Genomic DNA, 20,310 nt, shown 5'->3' on the forward strand with positions numbered 1-20,310 from the left:
CAGTCACCCTTGCCGGGCTTTTGTTCTTCGACGAGCCAACAACCTGGTTCACCCCCCAAAACCGCAAGTGAACCGTCAATCAAGTGCTACGTTTCTTACTCGGTGACCACGCTCGGCGAGCCGAGATTGGCCAGGCGCACGCTGTTCTGCACCTGCGCGATCTCACCCGGCGACCCGATCGGCCCCAGGCGTACCCGGTGCAGGGTCTGCTGATTGCGCACGATCGAGCTGATGAACACCGGAGCGCTCACCATCCCGCTGAGCTTCGACCTCAGGAGTTCTGCAGCGTCCGGGTTGGCGAACGCGCCCACCTGCAGATACTGGCCAGACGCTGGTGCAGAAGCGTTTTTTTTTGCGCTGATCTGTACAGGGACAGTATCAGAGGCATGTTGCTGCGGCGGCGGGGTCCACTGCTCGATGGTACCGGCCGACGCCGTGATCACCGGGGCGCTATTCTGCGCGACTTGCGGCTCGTTGAGCATCAGGGGCGCCGGACGGCCCTTGGCGGCCCACCATTGCTGCGGATCGATGCCCTCGACCTTGACCCGCGCGGTGCCGATTTCGGCATAACCGAGCTTCTTCGCGGCCGCGTAGGACAAGTCGATGATCCGGTCCGAATAGAACGGCCCGCGATCGTTGACCCGCAGGATCACGCTCTTGTTGTTGTCCAGGTTGGTCACCCGAACGTAACTTGGCAGTGGCAGAGTCTTGTGAGCGGCACTCATGCCGTACAGGTCATACACCTCGCCGTTGGCGGTGTTCTGCCCGTGGAACTTGGTGCCGTACCAAGACGCCGTGCCCGAGGCGACGTAGGTCTTGGATTCCTGCAACGGGAAATAGGTCTTGCCCAGCACGGTGTACGGGTTGGCCTTGTACGGGCCGGTGTGCAGGGTCGGCGTGGCGTCCGGGATCCGCGAAACATCGACATCCCACCACGGCGCGCCGTCTTTGTGCGCGCGGTTGATGTCCAGCCCCGGCTGCGCGCGTACGGCGGTGGACGAAGTCTTCTGGGTTGGCGCGCGGCTGGTCGAACAGCTGGCGACCAGCACCGCCAACGCGGCGAATGCCACCAGCTTCAGGGGTTTATTGATAGGCAATGCCCGCATTACTTGACGCCCCGTGCTTTTACCAGCTCTTCAGACAGTTGATGTACGGCCATGGCGTACATCACGCTGCGGTTATAACGCGTGATCGCGTAGAAATTCTTCAGGCCCATCCAGTATTCAGGGCCGTTGTCGCCTTCGAGGCGAAATGCAGTAACCGGCATATCATCGCGCAGCGCATCATGACTTGACCAGCCCAACGCCCGCAACTCTCCGACCGTTTTCGTCGGCTCGATGCCGGTGGTCAGGCCTTCATCGACCTGCTCGCCGCGCACATCGGCGCGACTGACCACTGGTTCCCCGGCGACCCAGCCATGCCGTTTGAAGTAACTGGCCACGCTGCCGATCGCATCGTCCGGATTGGTCCAGATATTGATGTGACCGTCACCGTCGAAATCCACCGCATAGGCGCGAAAGCTGCTCGGCATGAATTGCGGCAGGCCCATCGCCCCGGCGTACGAGCCTTTGAGGGTCAATGGATCGACCTGTTCTTCACGGGCCAGCAGCAGGAACTCACGCAATTCCTTGCGGAAAAATTCGGCACGGGGAGGATAGTCGAAACCGAGCGTGGACAACGCATCAATCACCCGGTAATTGCCGGTATTACGTCCGAAAAAGGTCTCGACGCCAATGATCGACACGATGACTTGTGCCGGTACACCGTACTCCTGCTCGGCACGGGCCAGCACGGCCTCGTGCTGGCGCCAGAAGTCCACACCACGGGCGATGCGCGCGTCGGTGATGAACATCGGGCGATATTCTTTCCACTGCTTGACCCGCTCGGCGGGTTTGGAGATGGCGTCGAGAATCGCCTGCTTGCGCTGCGCCTCGCGGAACACCGCCATCAGTTGCTCGCCGGCAAAACCGTAGTCGCGGGTCATTTCACCGACGAATTCGGCCACCTGCGGTGAGCCTTCGTAATCGCCGGCCAGCGCTTCCTGCGCGCTGCCAAGGATGCCGACCAGGCCGACCCACGGCGCGTAACGAGTCGCCCAGCTGCGCATGACTTGCATTGAACTCTTCACCTTATTCAAACCTGTGCGATCCACTTGCGATGCGTATGAATCGACATCAAAACCCCAAACGCTGACAGCAGTGTCACCAGCGAAGTTCCTCCGTAGCTAATGAAGGGCAACGGCACCCCCACCACCGGCAACAGGCCACTGACCATACCGATGTTGACGAAAACATAAACAAAAAACGTCATGGTCAGCGCGCCGGCGAGCAATTTGCCAAACAGCGTCTGCGCCTGGGCGGTAATCACCAGGCCGCGACCGATCAGCAACAGATAGATCAGCAGCAGCGCGCAGATGCCCACCAGGCCGAACTCCTCGCCCAGTACGGCGATGATGAAGTCGGTGTGGCTTTCCGGCAAAAAGTCCAGGTGCGACTGGGTGCCCAGCAGCCAACCCTTGCCGAACACACCGCCGGAACCGATCGCGGCTTTCGACTGGATGATGTTCCAGCCGGTGCCGAGCGGATCGCTTTCCGGGTCGAGGAAGGTCAGGATCCGCTGCTTCTGGTAGTCGTGCATGATGAAGAACCACATGGCGATCGCCACCGGTACGGCGGCGGCCAGCACGCTGAGGATCCAGCGCCAGCGCAGCCCGCCCATGAACAGCACGAACGCGCCGCCGGCCAGAATCAGCAGTGACGTACCAAGGTCAGGCTGGCGCACGATCAGAATGAACGGCACGCCGATCAGCATCAGGCTGATGCCGACATGCTTGAGTTGCGGCGGTAGCGTGCGTTTGGACAGATACCAGGCAATCGTCGCCGGCATCAGAATCTTCATGAACTCCGAGGGCTGGAAGCGGATCACCCCGGGGATGTTGATCCAGCGCGTCGCGCCCATGGCGTTGTGGCCCATGATGTCCACCACCAACAGCAGCACCACGCCGATCACGTAACCGAGCGGTACCCAACGCGCCATGAACCGTGGTTCGAACTGGGCGATGACAATCATCGACACCAGGCCGATGCCGAACGAAGTGGCTTGTTTGCCCAGCAGATCCCAGCTTTTGCCACTGGCCGAATACAGCACGAACAGACTGCCCGCAGCGAGGATCAGCAGCAGGATCAACAGCGGGCCATCGATATGCAGGCGTTGCAGCAGCGTCGCCCGGCGACGCATCACATCCTCACTGGAGAGCATGCGATCAAAATTATTCATCACGGGCCGTAGCCTCCGCACTGATAGGACCGGCGTATTCGGCCTTCAATCGACCATCCTGATCCAGAAGCCAGGCATCCATGACCTGACGCACCACTGGCGCGGCGACACCGGAGCCGGACTCACCGTTCTCGACCATCACCGAAACCACTATTTTCGGGTTGTCGGCCGGGGCGAAACCAACGAACAAGGCGTGGTCGCGGTGGCGCTCCTGAACCTTGGAACGGTCGTATTTTTCACCTTGTTTGATCGCGACGACCTGAGCGGTACCGGACTTGCCGGCGATGCGGTATTGCGCACCGATTGCTGCCTTGCGCGCAGTACCCCGGGCGCCGTGCATCACCTGCTGCATGCCGTGGTTGACCTTGGTCCAGTCCGACGGATCGCGCAGGACGATGTCCGGCATCGGGTTCTCGTCTACCGGTTTGGCGCCCTCAATGGTCTTGGCCAGGTGCGGCCGGTTCCAGATGCCTTTGTTGGCGACCAGCGCCGTGGCCTGCGCCAGTTGCAACGGTGTGGACTGCATATAACCCTGGCCAATCCCCAGAATCAGAGTTTCACCCGGGAACCACGCCTGCTTGCGCGTCGCACGCTTCCACTCGCGGGACGGCATCAGGCCGGGGGATTCTTCGAACATGTCCAGCGAGACCTTCTGGCCGATGCCGAACTTGTTCATGTAGGCCGACAACCGATCGATGCCCAGCTTGTGCGCCAGGTCATAGAAGTAGGTGTCGTTGGAACGCATGATCGCCGTGTCGAGATCGACGAAGCCGTCACCGGTGCGGTTCCAGTTGCGGTACTTGTGATCGTAGTTGGGCAGCATGTAGTAACCGGGGTCGAACACCCGGCTCGACGCTGTCACTACGCCAGAATCGAGACCGGCAATCGCCACCGCCGGCTTGATCGTCGAACCCGGCGGGTACAGGCCGCGCAGCACGCGGTTGAACAGCGGCCGGTCGATGGAATCGCGCAGTTCGGCATAGGCCTTGAAGCTGATGCCGGTGACGAACAGGTTCGGGTCGAAACTCGGCTGGCTGACCATCGCCAGCACTTCGCCAGTCTTCGGATCGAGCGCCACCACCGCGCCGCGACGCCCGCCCAGCGCGGCTTCGGCCGCTTCCTGCAGTTTGATGTCCAGGCTCAGGACGATGTCCTTGCCGGGAATCGGATCGGTACGCTTGAGCACGCGCAATACGCGGCCCCGAGCGTTGGTTTCGACTTCCTCGTACCCCACCTGGCCGTGCAGCTCCGGCTCGTAGAAACGCTCGATGCCGGTCTTGCCGATGTGGTGGGTGCCGCTGTAGTTGACCGGGTCGAGGGTCTTCAGCTCTTTCTCGTTGATGCGCCCCATGTAACCCACCGAGTGCGCAAAATGCGCGCCCTGCGGGTAGTGGCGCACCAGCTGCGCGACCACTTCCACCCCAGGCAGGCGGAACTGGTTAACCGCGATCCGGGCGATCTGCTCTTCGGTCAACTCAAACAGGATCGGCACCGGCTCGAATGGCCGACGCCCCTGACGCATGCGTTTCTCGAAGATCACCCGGTCCTCGGGCGTCAGTTGCAGCACTTCGACGATCACGTCGAGCACTTGCTGCCAGTCGCCGGAACGCTCGCGGGTCATGCTCAGGCTGAAGCTCGGGCGGTTGTCCGCCACCACCACGCCGTTGCGGTCGAAGATCAAGCCGCGGGTCGGCGGAATCGGCTGCACATGGACGCGGTTGTTTTCCGAGAGCGTCGAGTGGTACTCGTACTGGATCACCTGCAAGTAGTACAGCCGCGCAATCAGCACGCAGATCAACAGCATGACCGCAATGGCCCCGAACACGACGCGGCTACGCACCAGGCGGGCGTCCTTTTCGTGGTCCTTGATGCGGATCGGCTGAGACATGAGGGCAGGACTACTTGTGGTAAGGGTGACCGGACAGCACGGTCCAGGCACGGTACAGCTGTTCGCCGATCAGGATCCGCACCAGCGGGTGCGGCAAGGTCAGCGGCGACAACGACCAGCGCTGATCGGCGCGGGCGCAGACTTCCGGCGCCAGCCCTTCGGGGCCACCGACCATGAAATTGACCGTGCGCGAATCCAGCCGCCAACGGTCGAGTTCAACCGCCAGTTGCTCGGTGCTCCAGGGCTTGCCGTGGACTTCCAGCGTGACGATCCGCTCGTTCGGCCCGACCTTGGCCAGCATGGCTTCGCCTTCCTGGCGGATGAAACGGGCCACGTCGGCGTTCTTGCCACGGGTATTGAGCGGAATTTCCACCAGTTCCAGCGCCAGCTCGGACGGAAGACGCTTGGCATATTCATGCCAGCCTTCTTCCACCCACTTGGGCATGCGTGAACCGACGGCGATCAGTCGCAGTCGCACAGCAATCCCTTACAGCTGGTCTTTGTTGAGCTTGGTGAAATGCTCGTGGGTGTTTTCCGGGCTGTGGTGCTTGGCGTCTGCCGCACGGCTTTGCTCGGCACCGGCCCACAGGCGTTCCAGGTCGTAGAACTGACGCGCCGAGGCAGTCATCATGTGCACGATCACCAGGTCCAGGTCGAGCAGAACCCAGTCGCTGTCGCCCTTGCCTTCTTCGCCCAGCGGCTTGGCGCCCTGCTTTTTGACTTCTTCACGGACCTTGTCCAGCATCGCGTTGATCTGGCGATTGGACGTACCGGTGGCGATGATCATGTAGTCGGTGATGCTCTGCTTGTCGCGCACATCGATGATCTGGATGTCTTGTGCCTTGACGTCTTCCAGAGCTGCCACGGCAACCTTGACCAGCTCGTCGCCCTTGAGCGGCTCGTTGGTGTTGGCGACTTCCGGCAGCGGTGCGCTCTTGAACGTGCCTTTGCGCTTAACTTTGCTTACGTCTTTGTCAGTCATATAAAACTCGTTTTGCTCGTATATTCGGCGGCTTGGCGATACGTGGATTCGTATCAGTGAAGCACGCCTTGTTCAGTTCGACGCACGGTAAAGACCGTGCGCATCGATGTAGGCCAGGACCGCGTCGGGCACCAGGAAACGTACCGACTTACCGCTGGCCAGCAGTTGACGGATCTGGGTGGCGGAAACCGCGAGCGGTGTCTGCCAGACGAATGCAATCTGTCCGCTCGGCCCTTTCAGGGCCAGCGGGTCGCTCACCGAACGCGCTGCCAGCAGGTTGCGCAAGGCATCCGGCGGTTCGCTGTCGGCGTCCGGGCGCTGTAGCACCAGGATGTGGCAATGCTGGAGCAACTCTTCCCAGCGATGCCAAGTGGGCAGGCCGCAAAATGCGTCCCAGCCCAAAAGCAGAAAAACCTGGGTCTCGGCGGCCATTTCGGCACGCATCAACTCCAGGGTATCAATGGTGTAAGACGGCTTGTCCCGCTGCAATTCGCGGGCGTCCACCACCAGCGGCGGCACTCCGGCCACCGCGCACTCAACCATTGCCAACCGATCCTGCGCCGACACCTGCGGCGTATCGCGGTGCGGCGGCCGGGCGCTGGGCATCATGCGCAGCTCGTCGAGCAGCAGCGCTTCGGCGACTTCCAGCGCACCACGCAAATGGCCGATGTGCACCGGGTCGAACGTGCCGCCCAGTACGCCGATGCGCCGGGGTCGGAATTCGCCGTCAGGCAGCGGCGCTGTCAAGTCGAGGTCGGTCAAGTCAGACCGTCGCCTGGCCGCGCAACTGGCCATCACCGACCACGATGTACTTCTCGCAGGTCAGTCCTTCGAGGCCCACCGGGCCGCGGGCGTGCAGCTTATCAGTAGAAATGCCGATCTCGGCACCCAATCCGTATTCGAATCCATCGGCGAAGCAGGTCGGGGTGTTGATCATCACCGACGCCGAGTCGACTTCCGCGACGAAACGCCGGGTGTCGGCGAGGTTTTCGCTGACGATCGAGTCGGTGTGATGCGAGCCGTAATGGTTGATGTGTTCGATGGCCTGATCCAGTCCGTCGACCACGCGGATCGACAGGATCGGCGCCAGATACTCGGTGCTCCAGTCGTCTTCGCTGGCCGCCACCGCGTCGATGATCGCCCGGGTGCGTTCGCAGCCACGCAGCTCGACGCCTTTCTCGCGGAACTGGGCAGCCATCGACGGCAGGAAATCCTTCGCAACACTTTGATCAACCAGCAAGGTCTCCATCGCGCCGCAGATGCCATAACGGTAAGTCTTGGCATTGAAGGCGATGCGCTGGGCTTTGGCCAGATCGGCGTGCTCGCTGACAAATACGTGGCAGATGCCGTCCAGGTGCTTGATCACCGGCACCCGGGCATCGCGGCTGATACGTTCAATCAGGCCACGGCCACCGCGCGGCACGATCACGTCGACATACTCGGGCATGCTGATCATCGCGCCGACGGCGGCACGGTCGGTGGTTTCGACCACTTGCACCACGGCTGCCGGCAATTCGGCCTCGGCCAGACCGCGCTGGATGCACGCGGCAATCGCCCGGTTGGAATGAATCGCCTCGGAGCCACCGCGCAGGATGGTCGCGTTACCGGACTTCAGGCACAGGCTGGCGGCATCGATGGTCACGTTTGGCCGGGATTCGTAGATGATCCCGATCACGCCCAGCGGCACGCGCATCTTGCCGACCTGAATCCCGGACGGACGAAAGCTCATGTCGCGGATCGCACCGACCGGGTCCGGCAGTGCCGCCACCTGACGCAGGCCGACGATCATGCCGTCGATGCGCGCCGGGGTCAGTTCCAGACGCTCCAGCAAGGCCGGCTCCAGACCATTGGCGCGACCAGCCGCCAGATCCTGTTCATTGGCTGCGGCCAGCTCGGCGCGAGCAGCGTCCAGCGCATTGGCAGCAGCCTGCAAGGCGCGGTTTTTCTGCGCGGTGCTGGCACGGCCGATGACCCGGGAAGCTTCGCGGGCGGCGCGACCCAATCGGGTCATGTAGTCAAGAACGGACTCAGTCATGGTCTGCTGGGGTCTTGGCAAAGAGGAAAGCGGCAGATTATAGCTGTCGCGTCCCGGGACTAACAGCGGTGACAGGCGGATGGTCGAAATGGACTGCAATTTGCCGACGTTCAGCCGTAATTAAGCCGCGGATTGTTATCATCACGACCTCCTTCGCCTGGATAAACACCGTTTGCCATGTCCAACCTGACCGATCGCGCCATCGCCGAGCGCCTGCGACTGGGCCTCCCGGACGCTTTTTTCGACCGTGACGCGCAAGTGCTGGCCCGCGATCTGCTCGGCAAAGTCATCCGCCACCGGGTCGGCGATCTGTGGCTCAGCGCCCGGATCATCGAAACCGAAGCCTATTACTGCGCGGAAAAAGGCAGTCATGCGTCTCTCGGCTATACGGAAAAACGTAAGGCTTTGTTTCTGGATGGCGGGCACATCTATATGTATTACGCCCGCGGTGGCGATTCGCTGAACTTCAGCGCTCAGGGGCCCGGCAATGCGGTGCTGATCAAGTCCGCTTACCCGTGGGTCGATGAGGTCAGCGGGCCGGCGAGTCTGGCGCAGATGCTGCTGAACAATCCCGATGCCCAAGGCCGGCCGCGTCCTTCGCAAAAGCTTTGCGCCGGGCAGACGCTGCTGTGCAAGGCGCTCGGGCTAAAGGTGCCGATGTGGGACGCCAAGCGTTTCGATCACGAGCTGATGCTGGTGGAAGACACCGGGCCGGCGCCGACCCAGATTATCCAGACCACCCGCCTGGGCATCCCCCATGGCCGCGACGAACACCTGATGTACCGTTTCGTCGACGCCGCGTATGCCCAGTGGTGCACGCGGAACCCGCTGCGCCGGGGCCAGGTCGAAGGTCGCGATTATTTTTTGCTGTCCTGAAGTGACACAGGTTTTGAACCCAATGCGCCCTTGTGGGAGCGGGCTTGCTCGCGAAGAGGGCGTGTCAGATACGAGCTCGTTGATGACACACCGCATTCGCGAGCAAGCCCGCTCCCACAGGGTACTGAGTGATTGCTGAAATTTTGTACAGCCTTCGGGACTTATTGAAGATTTGATGGAGTTGTGTGTATGGGCCCATGGCTCGATAGCGTGACCGGGTGGCTCGCCGCCAATCCGCAGTGGCTGGCCGCTGCGGTATTTATCGTCGCTTGCGTGGAGTGCCTGGCAATTGCCGGGCTGATCGTGCCCGGCACGGTGCTGCTGTTTGCCGTGGCCGTACTCGCCGGCAGCGGCGCACTGTCGTTGAGTGAAACCCTGCTGCTGGGCTTTCTCGGCGGGATACTCGGCGATGTGATCTCGTACTTCCTCGGCCGCCATTTCCATCAGAACATCCGCCGCCTGCCGGGACTGCGCCACCATCCGGAATGGATGGCCGGGGCCGAAACCTACTTCCAGCGTTACGGCATCGCCAGCCTGCTGGTCGGGCGCTTCATCGGCCCGTTGCGGCCGATGTTGCCGATGGTTGCCGGGATGTGCGACATGCCCTTCCCGCGTTTCGCCGCCGTCAGCCTGCTGGCCGCCGCCGGCTGGAGCGTCGCCTACCTGCTGCCGGGTTGGGCCACCGGCGCGGCGATCCGTCTGCCGCTGCCGGAAGGTTTCTGGCTGCAGGCCGGCATCGTTGCCGCCAGTATTGCGGTGATGGTCGGCATGAGCGTCAACAGCAGCTTGCGCCAGCATCGCCGGGCGACGATCTGGATCAGCAGCATGAGCCTGTTGATTCTGATCGGCCTGTTTATTGGCTATCCGTATCTGCACGCCCTCGACCAGGGCGTGATGACCCTGGTGCAGGAACATCGGCAGCCGATGCTCGATGAAATCGCGGTGACGTTCACCCTGATCGGTGAATTCCGCAATATGTTGATGTTCAGCGCCCTGCTCACCGGTCTGTTGCTGCTGTGCCGGCAATGGCGCCAGGCAATCTTTGCCGGTGGCGTGCTGCTGTGCACCGCGCTGCTCAATACCGTCACCAAACAGTTTTTCGCCCGGGTCCGCCCGGAGGTGCTGACCGATCCGCTGACCAGCTACAGCATGCCCAGCGGTCATGCCTCCGGTTCGTTCGCGCTGTTTCTGGTGCTGGCGGTTCTCGCCGGTCGCGGCCAACCGCCGCGCATGCGCCTGACCTGGCTGCTGCTCGGCTGTATTCCGGCGCTGTCGATTGCTTTGTCACGGGTTTATCTGGGGGCGCACTGGCCGACGGATATTCTGGCCGGCGCAATGCTGGCGGCATGCGTATGTGCGGCGGGCTTGTGGCTGAGTCAGCGCAAGGCGCCGCTCAACGCCATGCCGTTCAAGGTCTGGTGGCTGATTCTGCCGGCACTGCTGGTGCTGTTCAGCCTGTTCGTTCTGCGGCATCTGCCGGACACGATGTTGCGTTACGCCTACTGATACTCAGGCGAACAGCTCGCCCTGCAGCTCATCGAGCAGCGCCTGGATCGCATCCAGTCGCTGCTGCGGATCGTCGAGTTGCAGCAGGTCGATCTTGTCTTCTTCGGCGAACGGCAGCAGATACGCCAGCTGATTGGCCAGCGACTGCTGCCCCAGCGCTTCGGTGCCCATGTTCAACGCCTCGACCATCGGGTGCTCGGCCAAGGCCTTGAGCAGCGCCACCAGATCGGCGTCTTCGTCCTGCAACGGTTGCTCCGGCTCATCGTCCAGCCACTCGACGTCGGCGAGGATCAACTGATCGCGCTGCACTTCGGTGCGCAACACCTGAAAACGCCGCCCGCCCTGCACCCGGATCCCGAGCAGACCGTTGTCCTGTTGCTGGAAATCGGTGATCCGCGCTTCGCAGCCGACCAGGGCAAAGCCCTCTGGCGCAACGCCGACTTCGTGGCCATCGAGGATGCACACCACGCCGAAACCGCCGCCCTGTTTCATGCAGCGGCCGATCATGTCCAGGTAGCGCGCCTCGAATATCTGCAAGTCGAGGTTGCAGCCGGGGAACAGCACTGTGTTGAGCGGAAAAAGCGGCAGACTCATAGACATTTCCTTACACCACCATCGACACCGCCAACGGCAGGAACACCGCCGTGGCCACGCCCATCAGACTCATCGCCAGCGCCGCGAAGGCGCCGCACTCATCGCTTTCCTGCAACGCCACCGAGGTGCCGACCGCGTGTGCGGTCATGCCCAGCGCCATGCCGCGCGCCTCAGGGCTGTGCACGCCGAGCCGGGTCAGCAACGCCGGACCGAAGATCGCGCCGATCACCCCAGTGATCAGCACGAACACCGCCGCCAGCGCCGCCACGCCACCGATCTGCTCGGCCACCAGCATGGCAATCGGCGAGGTCACCGACTTCGGCGCCATGGTCATCAGAATCATGTGCTCGGCACCGAACCACCAGCCGAGCAACACGCCCATGCCCGTGGCGACTACACCGCCTATCACCAGCGTAGTAAAAATCGGCCAGAACAATTGGCGGATGCGTTTGAGGTTGAGATACAGCGGCACCGCCAGCGCCACCGTCGCCGGGCCCAGCAGAATGCTGAGGATTTCGGTGCTCTTGCGGTACTCGGCGTAGGTCAGGCCGCAGCCGACCAGCACGCCGATCACCACCAGCATCGAGACCAGCACCGGTTGCAGAAAGATCCAGCGGGTTTTCTCGAACGCCGCCAGTACCAGTTGATAGGCACCGAGGGTGATGCCGATGCCGAACAGCGGATGATGGATCACCGAAGCCCAGGCGCCTTGCCAATCGAAGAGCATCACGACTCCTCCGAGTGCGGCGCATGGCGCTTGACCAGGCGTTGCATCAGCACCCCGGCGAAGGCCATCGACAGGATCAACGACAACACCAGCGCGCCGACAATGGCCCAGAAGTCAGCGGCAATGTCGCTCGCATAAACCATCACGCCCACCGCCGGCGGCACCAGCAGCAGCGGCAGATAACGCAACAGACTGCCGGCCGCGAGGTTCAGCGGCTCGCCGACTTCACCGCGAATGATCAGGAACACCAGCAACAGCAGCAGACCGATGATCGGCCCCGGCAGCACCGGCAACAGCAAATGGTTGAGTGCCGTGCCGAGCAATTGGAACAGCACCAGCATGGTCAGGCCACGTAACAACATCAGACATCTCCCCCCGCAAGTCCTCGGCATTATAAGCACGGCAGCGCTATGGATCGGCATTCGCCAAAAGCATGGTCGGTTGACCGGAGCAAATCGCCATGTTGATCTACAGTGGTTCGCAGGGCGGTCAAATCCCCCACCTGAAAAACTATAAAACCGATGAACCCAAGGAGAGTCTCAATGCCCTATGTTCCCGTTGCAGAGCTCAAAGATTATGTCGGCAAGGAACTCGGACGTTCCGAATGGCTCACCATCGATCAGGAGCGCATCAACCTGTTCGCCGAAGCCACCGGGGATTATCAGTTCATCCATGTCGATCCGGTCAAAGCCGCGCAAACGCCTTTTGGCAGCACCATTGCCCACGGTTTCCTGTCGTTGTCGCTGATCCCGAAACTGATGGAAGACATCCTCGTGCTGCCGCAAGGCCTGAAGATGGTGGTCAATTACGGTCTGGACAGCGTGCGTTTCATCCAGCCGGTGAAGGTCAATTCAAAAGTGCGCCTGAAAGTCGATCTGGCCGAAGTGACCGAGAAAAAACCCGGTCAATGGCTGCTCAAGGCCACCGCGACGCTTGAGATAGAAGGCTCGGACAAACCGGCCTATATCGCCGAACCGCTGTCGCTCTGCTTCGTTTGAGTCACGGGATGCGAAACAGCGCACGCTGTTTCGCATCAGCGCTGTTTTCCCGGCTGTATAAGGTCACATAGCTGCGGCATACTCGGTCGCCTAATTGCCCGGATCCCGCTATGCGCCCACTCGCTTCTCTTGCACCCCTTGCCCTGACCCTGATGCTCACCGCGTGCGGCGACGGCGAATCGCTGTTGCCCCCGGATGCACGGCTGCCGGACGGCGGACGCTATCGCGGCGAACTGGTCAACGGCTTGCTGCAAGGCCAGGGCCGGGTCGACTACCCCAACGGCAGTTGGTACGCCGGGCAGTTCGACAAGGGCCAATGGCATGGCCAGGGCGAGTGGCACGGCAGCAACGGCGAAGTCTATCGCGGTCAGTTTCAGCAGGGGCTGTTCGATGGCCAGGGCAGCCTGACCACCAACGCCAGCAGTTACACCGGCGGTTTCAAGCAGGGCCGCCGCGATGGCGAAGGCACCCTCAAGGAAAACGCCATGACCTACCGTGGCGAGTTCAAGGCTGACCAGTATTCCGGGCTGGGCCGTCTGGAAATGGACGACGGCAGCTCCTATCAAGGCCAGTTCGCGCACGGCAAACCCAACGGCGAAGGCCAGCGCGGCGACTCTAGCGGCAATACCTTCAGCGGCCATTTCGTCAACGGCCAGCTCGAAGGCAATGGCACATTCAACAGTGCCGATGGTGACATCTATGTCGGCGGCTTCAAGAACAGCCAGCTGCACGGCAAGGGCCGCTACGAGAACGCCGACGGCGACGTGTGGCTCGGCCAGTTCAAGGAAGGCGCGCTGACCGGCAAGGGCGAATTGATCGGCGCCGATGGCAGCCATTACATCGGCTTCTTCAACGACTGGCGCTTCAGCGGTCAGGGCCGCTTGAACCTGTCTGACGGCAGCTTCTACATCGGCGGGTTCGACGGCGACAGCTACGCCGGACGCGGCACTCTGGTGCTGACTGACGGCACCGTGCTCAGCGGTACCTGGATCAACGGCCAGCGCGTACGTGACGCCGACGGCAAGCTGTTGCCCGACACCCTCGAACTCGGCCTTCTGGCCCAGGGCCGCCTACTCGATAACGCGCTGGCCGCCGTGCCCGCCTCGACGCCGGCAGTCGAGCTGTACACCCTGACCCTCGGTGGCGACGGCAAGCAAAGCGTGTTCCTGCGCGAGTCCGACTACGTCGCCAACATGCTCACCACACGTTTCGGTGCCTACGGCCAGATTCGTCTGGTCAACCACCGCGACCACCTCGTCGACCGGCCGATGGCCACTCGCGAGAACCTGCGCCGCGCCGCGCAGACTTTGGCTGAACGCAGCGGCCCGGAAGACCTGGTGTTCATCTACCTGACCAGCCACGGCACCGCCGAACACGAGCTGGTGCTCGATCAGCCGCGCATGGAGCTGGCCGATCTGCCCGCCGACGAACTCGCCGCCGTGCTCGCGCCACTGAAAAATCGCGACAAGGTGATCGTGATCTCATCGTGCTATTCCGGCGGTTTCATCCCCGCGCTGAAAGATGAGCGCACACTGATCATGACCGCCTCGCGTGCCGATCGCGTGTCGTTCGGTTGCTCGGAAGAAGCCAACTTCACCTACTTCGGCGACGCCCTGTTCGCTCAGGCCCTGAACCAGACCGACGATCTGGAGCAGGCTTTCAAACTGGCCAAGGCCACCGTCGCCGAGCGCGAACTGGCGGATAACTTCGAAGCCTCGGAGCCACAGATCTGGGCACCGAAAACCGTGCTGGCACACTGGCAACTGCTGCGTAAACAGCAGGCCAGAAAAGCGTTGCAGAGTGCTGCATTGAACGACGGAGCAACAAACAGCAACTAAGCTGAACAGTATCAAGGGAGAAACACTATGTACTTGACGCCTCAGCACGTATTGCTTGCCGGAGCCACCGGACTGACCGGTGAACATCTGCTCGACCGTTTGCTCAACGAGCCGACGATCACCCGCGTGCTCGCCCCGTCCCGTCGTCCATTGGCGGAGCATCCGCACCTGGAAAACCCGGTGGGCGACCCACAAGCGTTTCTGCCGCAACTCAGTGGTCGCGTCGATATCGCCTATTGCTGCCTCGGCACCACGATCAAACAGGCGGGTTCCGAAGCCGCGTTCCGCGCGGTGGATCTGGACATGGTGGTGGCCTTCGCCAAACGTGCGCGGGAGATGGGCGCGCGGCACCTGATCGTGATCAGCGCGCTGGGCGCCGATCCGAAATCGTCGATTTTCTACAACCGGGTCAAAGGCGAGATGGAGCAGGCGTTGCGCGCGCAGGACTGGCCGCAACTGACCATCTGCCGGCCATCGCTGTTGCTGGGTGATCGTACCGAACCGCGCCTGGGCGAACAGCTGGCGGCGCCGTTTTCCAAACTGATTCCCGGCAAGTACCGCGGCATCGAAGCCTGCCAACTGGCCCGGGCGATGTGGCGCCTGGCGCTGGAAGAACAGGATGGGGTGCGGATCGTCGAGTCGGATGAGCTGCGCAAGCTCGGCAAGTAAACACCGTACTTTGTGGCGAGGGGATTTAGCGAAACGTCGCACCGCCCCGATCGGCTGCGCAGCAGTCGTCGTTTTTCAGATTTTGGGGGCGTTGCGCCCCCCATCGGGGATAAATCCCCTCGCCACACTCCCCTACAATCCGCCAGTCGCCTGAAACCCCACGCCAATCACGGTCAGCAAAGACAACGGCAACAACAGCGTATCGAGCAACGCACTCGCCGGCAGGTCCACTCCCGGATAACTCGGCGCCTCAGCTCCGAAGCGGTCCATCGCACAGCACCCGCCATTCATCGCGTACAAATCCAGGCGCGTCCCGGAATACACCACCGGCGCCCCCGGCTTGGCGGCATCCAGCGTGCGCGCGGTGGCGCAGCCGGCCAGTTGCAGCGCCAGCGCAATCATCAACAGCTTATTCATCGCTGCTCAGATGATGCTCGCCCCAACGCGGCAGCATGTCCTGTGGAATGCCCAACAGATTGAGAATCCGCGCGACGACGAAATCGATCAGGTCGTCGATGGTCTGCGGCTGGTGATAGAAGCCCGGCGAAGCCGGCAGGATGGTCACGCCCATGTTCGACAACTTGAGCATGTGCTCCAGATGAATGCTCGAATACGGTGCCTCGCGCGGCACCAGAATCAACTGGCGCCGCTCCTTCAAGGTGACGTCCGCCGCGCGCTCGATCAGGTTGTTGCACGCGCCCGTGGCAATCGCCGACAAGGTACCCGTGGAACACGGCACCACGACCATCGCCGCCGGCGCGCCGGAGCCCGAGGCTACCGGCGACATCCAGTCTTCCTTGCCGTACACACGGATCTGCCCGGCAGCCGCCCCGGTATATTCGGTGAGAAACGCCTGCATCATCTGCGGCTTGGGCGGCAGCGTGACATCGGTTTCGGTGGCCATCACCAGTTGCGCGGCCTTGGAGATCAGGAAGTGCACTTCGCGATCTTCCCGTACCAGGCAGTCGAGCAGGCGCAATCCATACTGCGCGCCAGACGCGCCGGTCATCGCCAGCGTGATGCGTTCCGGGCCGCCGCTCTGGGCAAAAGTGTTCATTGCAGTGCCTCGGCGAGTTTGCCGTGCAGACCGCCGAAGCCACCGTTGCTCATGATCACCACGTGAGTGCCGGGCTGGGCCTGGCTCTTCACGCGTTCGATGATGCCTTCCAGCGAGTCGCTGACAATCGATGGCACGCTGCACAGCGCGGCGGTGGCGCCCAGATCCCAACCGAGGTTGGCCGGGGCGTACCAGATCACTTGATCGGCATCGACCACGCTGTCCGGCAGACCGTCACGGTGCGCGCCGAGCTTCATCGAGTTGGAGCGCGGCTCGATGATCGCGATCAGCGGTGCGTCGCCGATGCGCTTGCGCAAGCCATCGAGGGTGGTGGCGATCGCAGTCGGGTGGTGGGCGAAGTCGTCGTAGATGGTGATGCCGCGTACTTCCGCAACTTTCTCCATCCGGCGTTTGACGTTCTTGAATGCGCTCAAGCCGGCGATGCCCATCGCTGGCACCACACCGACATGCCGCGCCGCTGCCAGCGCAGCCAAGGCGTTGGCGACGTTGTGCTGACCGGTCAGCTCCCATTCGACAGTGCCCTGGGACACGCCTTCGAACATTACTTCGAACGCCGAGCCATCGTCTTTGAGCAACCTGACCTGCCACTGACCGCCGACGCCGGTGGTCTGCACCGGGGTCCAGCAGCCCATTTCGATCACGCGCTGCAGGGCAGGTTCGGTGGTCGGGTGGATCACCAGACCTTCGCTCGGAATAGTCCGCACCAAGTGGTGGAACTGCCGCTCGATCGCCGGCAAATCGGGGAAGATGTCGGCGTGATCGAACTCAAGGTTGTTGAGGATCGCGGTACGCGGACGGTAGTGGACGAACTTCGAACGCTTGTCGAAAAACGCGCTGTCGTACTCGTCGGCCTCGATCACGAAAAACGGCGTACCGCCCAGACGTGCGGACACCGAGAAATTCTGCGGCACGCCGCCGATCAGGAACCCCGGGCTCATCCCGGCATGTTCCAGCACCCAGGCGAGCATGCTGCTGGTGGTGGTCTTGCCGTGCGTGCCGGCAACCGCCAGCACCCAGCGCCCTTGCAGCACGTGATCGGCCAGCCATTGCGGGCCGGAGACGTACGGCAGGCCTTTGTTCAGCACATATTCCACCGCCGGGTTGCCGCGGGACATGGCGTTGCCGATCACCACCAGATCCGGTGCCGGATCGAGCTGGGCCGGGTCGTAGCCCTGGGTCAACTGAATGCCCTGGGCCTCAAGCTGCGTGCTCATCGGCGGATAGACGTTGGCGTCGGAGCCGGTCACGTGATGGCCCAGCTCTTTGGCCAGAACCGCCATCGAGCCCATGAAAGTCCCGCAGATACCCAGAATATGAATGTGCATAGTCGACCTCGTAAAACATGGCCGCAGGTTAGCGTAGGGTGGGGAAAATCGCACCTGGTGTTTCGCCTGCGCCGACGCCTTCGCGAGCAAGCCCGCTCCCACAAGGTTGGCGCTGATCCTGTGGGAGCGGGCTTGCTCGCGAATGGCGCGACGCGGTTTAACGGGAGATCGCGTGCTTACGAAGCTTTCTATAGAGGGTATTACGGCTGACCCCGAGCTGCTGCGCGGTCTGGGTCATGTGCCAGCGCGTTTGCTCCAGCACATCGAGCAACGCCAGACGTTCGGCATCTTCCAGCGGATGCTCGGATTCAACCGACTTCAGTTCCAGCGTTGGCCGCCCCTGCCGAATCATCGCCGGCAGATCCTCCAACCCGATTCGCCCTTCATCACACAATGCCGCCAATGTGCGCAGAACATTGCGCAACTGCCGAACGTTGCCCGGCCAGGTGAAGGCCAGCAACGCCTGGCGCGCCGGGTCGTCGATCACGATTGTTTCGCCGCCGGCCTCCTCGGCCAGCAGGAAATCCAGCAACTGCGATTTATCACTGCGTTCCCGCAACGCCGGTAGCGCAACTTCGAGGCCATTGAGCCGGTAATACAGATCTTCGCGGAAGGTGCCGTCTTCGACCCGTTCCAGCAGATTGCGGTGCGTGGCGCTGATGATCCGCACGTTGACCGCTTCCGGCTCGCCGCCAATCGGCACCACCTGCCGGTCTTCCAGCACCCGCAACAACCGGGTTTGCAGCGCCAGCGGCATGTCACCAATTTCATCAAGAAACAACGTGCCGCCATCGGCCTGCTGCAGCTTGCCGCGCATGCCGTCCTTGCGCGCGCCGGTGAAACTGCCGCCGCGATAACCGAACAGCTCGCTCTCGATCAGGCTTTCCGGGATCGCCGCGCAGTTGAGGGCGACGAAGGCTTTATTGGCGCGCTGGCTGGCGTGATGCACAGCCTTGGCAAAGGCTTCCTTGCCCGAGCCGGTTTCGCCATTGATCAGCAGCGGCACGTCGCGTTCGAATACCCGCAGCGCCTTGCGGAAATCCGCTTGCAGCGCCGCGTCGCCGAGGCAAATGCCCGCCAGCGCTTGCGGCTTGGCCACGACCGGAGCCGGCAGGATCGGCGCCGGCTTGCGCGATTCGCCACGCAGCAAGGCAAACAGATGCCGTCCGTCGCGGGTGCGCAGCGGCCAACTGGCGCTGGCATTGGCGCTGGCCCGACCGAGCAACTCGTCCAGCGAACAATCGAAAAATGCTTCCACCGGTTTGCCGAGCAAACCACCGCGAATATGCCCGAGCAGGTTCAGCGCGCTCTGGTTGACCGCGCTGATCCGCCCTTCCCCGTCAAACGCCAGCAGCCCTTCGCTGAACAAGCCGACGGATTCGGCCTGCAAGTGAAAACGCAGCAGCCACTGGTTATCGAAGCAGCGCAGGAAATAGCAGCTCTCGATCATCTTCGCCGACAGATTGACCAGCGCCATGGTGTGGAACTGGCTCTGCCGCGAAACGTCGTGGCGCGCCGAGGACACGTCGAGCACCGCCAGCAGTTCGCCGTGCGGGTCGAACACCGGGCTCGCCGAGCAGGTCAGGCCGGTGTGGCGGCCGCGAAAGTGTTCGTCCTGATGGATGGTCAGTGCCTGGCGCTCGACCAGGCAGGTGCCGATGCCGTTGGTGCCTTCGCAGGCTTCGCTCCAGTCGGCGCCGAGCCAGAGACCGGCACGTTCGAAAATCTTGCGCTCGGCAGGTGCGGTGACGCAGTTGAGGATCACCCCGCGCGCGTCGGTCAACAGCACCGCATGACCGGCGCCCGACAGTTGTTGATGCAGGCTGCTCATTTCATTGCCGGCGATCTGCAACACCTGTTGCAGGCGTTCGCGGCTTTCAAGCACGCGCCCGTGTTCGAGCACGGTGGGCGCCATGGTCAGGGCCGGGTCGAGGTGATAGTCCTCAAGACAGCGCAGCCACGAGCGGGCAATCGACGGATCGGCACCGGGCCCGTGCAGGTGCGGCTTGCCCTGACTGACGGTGAGAACCTGCTGGGCATGGCGACTCAAATGGTTATCGTGCATTTCTTATTATTCTCCCCGAGATCAGTGCCGCCTCTTTATTGGCTGGCACATACCTTGTGGTGAGGGGATTTATCCCCGATGGGTTGCGAAGCAGCCCCAATCAAACCAACGTGGCTTCTTAGATTCACCGCGTACACCGGATTTACGACTGCTGCGCAGCCGATCGGGGCGGTGCGACGTTTCGCTAAATCCCCTCGCCACAAGGGGTGCATCTGGGCGATTGGCAGTCAGCATCCTCCAGCCATCGGCGCATTGCAATGCTGGCAAGACCAGCCGGTCACTGGCTGTGCCAAAAGCGGTACAAACTGTCACCCCCTCTGTACCGAAACCATCACAGGCGCCGCCCGCCCGTCCGACAAAAAATACGCAAAGCCTTGATTTGCCTGCCCTGCACGGCAGTGGCCCGACCTTTGCTCTACGCTTATAGCAAGCGCACTTGCGCGTTTCTCTAAT

The 20,310-nt window shown here is 62.3% G+C and carries 20 protein-coding genes; 5 read left to right on the forward strand and 15 right to left on the reverse strand.

The genetic code is table 11. The features are described 5' to 3' along the window. Positions 1-95 precede the first annotated feature (95 nt). The 8 genes from J1G18_RS06220 to J1G18_RS06255 form a co-directional block, all read right to left on the reverse strand. Positions 96-1,106: a septal ring lytic transglycosylase RlpA family protein gene (locus J1G18_RS06220; RefSeq protein ID WP_007960588.1), complete on the reverse strand. Its 1,011-nt coding sequence runs from the start codon at positions 1,104-1,106 to the stop codon at positions 96-98. After that, positions 1,106-2,116: a lytic murein transglycosylase B gene (gene mltB / locus J1G18_RS06225; RefSeq protein WP_007960589.1), complete on the reverse strand. Its 1,011-nt coding sequence runs from the start codon at positions 2,114-2,116 to the stop codon at positions 1,106-1,108. Before mltB ends, J1G18_RS06220 begins: the two co-directional genes overlap by 1 nt. Before the next feature lie 17 nt (positions 2,117-2,133). Then, positions 2,134-3,237, reverse strand: a complete 1,104-nt coding sequence (gene rodA / locus J1G18_RS06230) for a rod shape-determining protein RodA (RefSeq protein ID WP_166497270.1) — start codon at positions 3,235-3,237, stop codon at positions 2,134-2,136. A 31-nt stretch (positions 3,238-3,268) separates the two neighbouring features. Continuing rightward, on the reverse strand, positions 3,269-5,164 hold the full coding sequence (gene mrdA / locus J1G18_RS06235; protein WP_027612897.1) for a penicillin-binding protein 2: 1,896 nt from the start codon (positions 5,162-5,164) through the stop codon (positions 3,269-3,271). Between the two features lie 10 nt (positions 5,165-5,174). Continuing rightward, positions 5,175-5,642 carry a 23S rRNA (pseudouridine(1915)-N(3))-methyltransferase RlmH gene (gene rlmH, locus J1G18_RS06240; protein ID WP_003185785.1) on the reverse strand — a complete coding sequence of 156 codons (468 nt, stop codon included), beginning with the start codon at positions 5,640-5,642 and terminating at the stop codon, positions 5,175-5,177. 9 nt (positions 5,643-5,651) lie between these two features. Next, a complete protein-coding gene (rsfS, locus tag J1G18_RS06245; RefSeq protein ID WP_007960601.1) occupies positions 5,652-6,146 on the reverse strand; it encodes a ribosome silencing factor in 495 nt (164 codons plus the stop codon). Positions 6,147-6,218: 72 nt separating this feature from the next. Further along, entirely contained in the window at positions 6,219-6,941 is a 723-nt protein-coding gene (gene nadD, locus J1G18_RS06250) for a nicotinate-nucleotide adenylyltransferase (RefSeq protein WP_225138948.1), read from the reverse strand. Further along, positions 6,910-8,181, reverse strand: coding sequence for a glutamate-5-semialdehyde dehydrogenase (locus J1G18_RS06255; protein WP_095139181.1), 1,272 nt, complete (start codon positions 8,179-8,181; stop codon positions 6,910-6,912). Before J1G18_RS06255 ends, nadD begins: the two co-directional genes overlap by 32 nt. A gap of 177 nt (positions 8,182-8,358) precedes the next feature. On the opposite strand from J1G18_RS06255, the gene J1G18_RS06260 reads away from it, so the two are divergent. Both J1G18_RS06260 and J1G18_RS06265 read left to right on the forward strand, forming a co-directional pair. Then, positions 8,359-9,057, forward strand: coding sequence for a DNA-3-methyladenine glycosylase (locus tag J1G18_RS06260; RefSeq protein WP_223007245.1), 699 nt, complete (start codon positions 8,359-8,361; stop codon positions 9,055-9,057). Positions 9,058-9,246: 189 nt separating this feature from the next. Beyond that, complete coding sequence (locus J1G18_RS06265) at positions 9,247-10,563, forward strand: bifunctional DedA family/phosphatase PAP2 family protein (RefSeq protein ID WP_223007246.1); 1,317 nt, start codon at positions 9,247-9,249, stop codon at positions 10,561-10,563. A gap of 3 nt (positions 10,564-10,566) precedes the next feature. On the opposite strand, the gene J1G18_RS06270 is transcribed toward J1G18_RS06265, so the two are convergent. Genes J1G18_RS06270 through J1G18_RS06280 form a run of 3 tightly spaced genes read right to left on the reverse strand, consistent with a single transcriptional unit; the run spans position 10,567 to position 12,246 of the window. Beyond that, entirely contained in the window at positions 10,567-11,157 is a 591-nt protein-coding gene (locus J1G18_RS06270) for an LON peptidase substrate-binding domain-containing protein (protein ID WP_007960613.1), read from the reverse strand. A gap of 10 nt (positions 11,158-11,167) precedes the next feature. Next, positions 11,168-11,884 carry an LrgB family protein gene (locus J1G18_RS06275; RefSeq protein ID WP_027612903.1) on the reverse strand — a complete coding sequence of 239 codons (717 nt, stop codon included), beginning with the start codon at positions 11,882-11,884 and terminating at the stop codon, positions 11,168-11,170. Next, positions 11,884-12,246 carry a CidA/LrgA family protein gene (locus J1G18_RS06280; RefSeq protein WP_095139173.1) on the reverse strand — a complete coding sequence of 121 codons (363 nt, stop codon included), beginning with the start codon at positions 12,244-12,246 and terminating at the stop codon, positions 11,884-11,886. Before J1G18_RS06280 ends, J1G18_RS06275 begins: the two co-directional genes overlap by 1 nt. A gap of 180 nt (positions 12,247-12,426) precedes the next feature. On the opposite strand from J1G18_RS06280, the gene J1G18_RS06285 reads away from it, so the two are divergent. The 3 genes from J1G18_RS06285 (at position 12,427) to J1G18_RS06295 (ending at position 15,389) form a co-directional block, all read left to right on the forward strand. Beyond that, positions 12,427-12,882 carry a MaoC family dehydratase gene (locus J1G18_RS06285; protein ID WP_003228575.1) on the forward strand — a complete coding sequence of 152 codons (456 nt, stop codon included), beginning with the start codon at positions 12,427-12,429 and terminating at the stop codon, positions 12,880-12,882. A 110-nt stretch (positions 12,883-12,992) separates the two neighbouring features. Next, on the forward strand, positions 12,993-14,720 hold the full coding sequence (locus J1G18_RS06290) for a C13 family peptidase (protein ID WP_135296635.1): 1,728 nt from the start codon (positions 12,993-12,995) through the stop codon (positions 14,718-14,720). A 27-nt stretch (positions 14,721-14,747) separates the two neighbouring features. Next, positions 14,748-15,389 (forward strand): oxidoreductase, encoded by a 642-nt coding sequence (locus J1G18_RS06295; RefSeq protein WP_007968134.1) that lies wholly within the window; start codon positions 14,748-14,750, stop codon positions 15,387-15,389. Between the two features lie 132 nt (positions 15,390-15,521). Here the strand turns inward: J1G18_RS06295 and J1G18_RS06300 are convergent, their stop codons facing one another. From J1G18_RS06300 to J1G18_RS06315, 4 genes are all read right to left on the reverse strand, one after another. After that, entirely contained in the window at positions 15,522-15,806 is a 285-nt protein-coding gene (locus J1G18_RS06300) for a YceK/YidQ family lipoprotein (RefSeq protein ID WP_096796309.1), read from the reverse strand. Continuing rightward, positions 15,799-16,446, reverse strand: a complete 648-nt coding sequence (ubiX, locus tag J1G18_RS06305) for a flavin prenyltransferase UbiX (protein ID WP_007968137.1) — start codon at positions 16,444-16,446, stop codon at positions 15,799-15,801. The genes J1G18_RS06300 and ubiX overlap by 8 nt, the downstream gene beginning before the upstream one ends. Further along, positions 16,443-17,792, reverse strand: coding sequence for a UDP-N-acetylmuramate:L-alanyl-gamma-D-glutamyl-meso-diaminopimelate ligase (gene mpl / locus J1G18_RS06310; RefSeq protein ID WP_223007247.1), 1,350 nt, complete (start codon positions 17,790-17,792; stop codon positions 16,443-16,445). Before mpl ends, ubiX begins: the two co-directional genes overlap by 4 nt. A gap of 157 nt (positions 17,793-17,949) precedes the next feature. Beyond that, positions 17,950-19,857, reverse strand: coding sequence for a sigma-54-dependent Fis family transcriptional regulator (locus J1G18_RS06315; protein ID WP_223007248.1), 1,908 nt, complete (start codon positions 19,855-19,857; stop codon positions 17,950-17,952). Positions 19,858-20,310 lie beyond the last annotated feature (453 nt).

Source organism: Pseudomonas sp. MIS38, from assembly GCF_019891575.1.
In the GTDB taxonomy this organism is placed as follows: Bacteria; Pseudomonadota; Gammaproteobacteria; order Pseudomonadales; family Pseudomonadaceae; genus Aquipseudomonas; species Aquipseudomonas putida_A.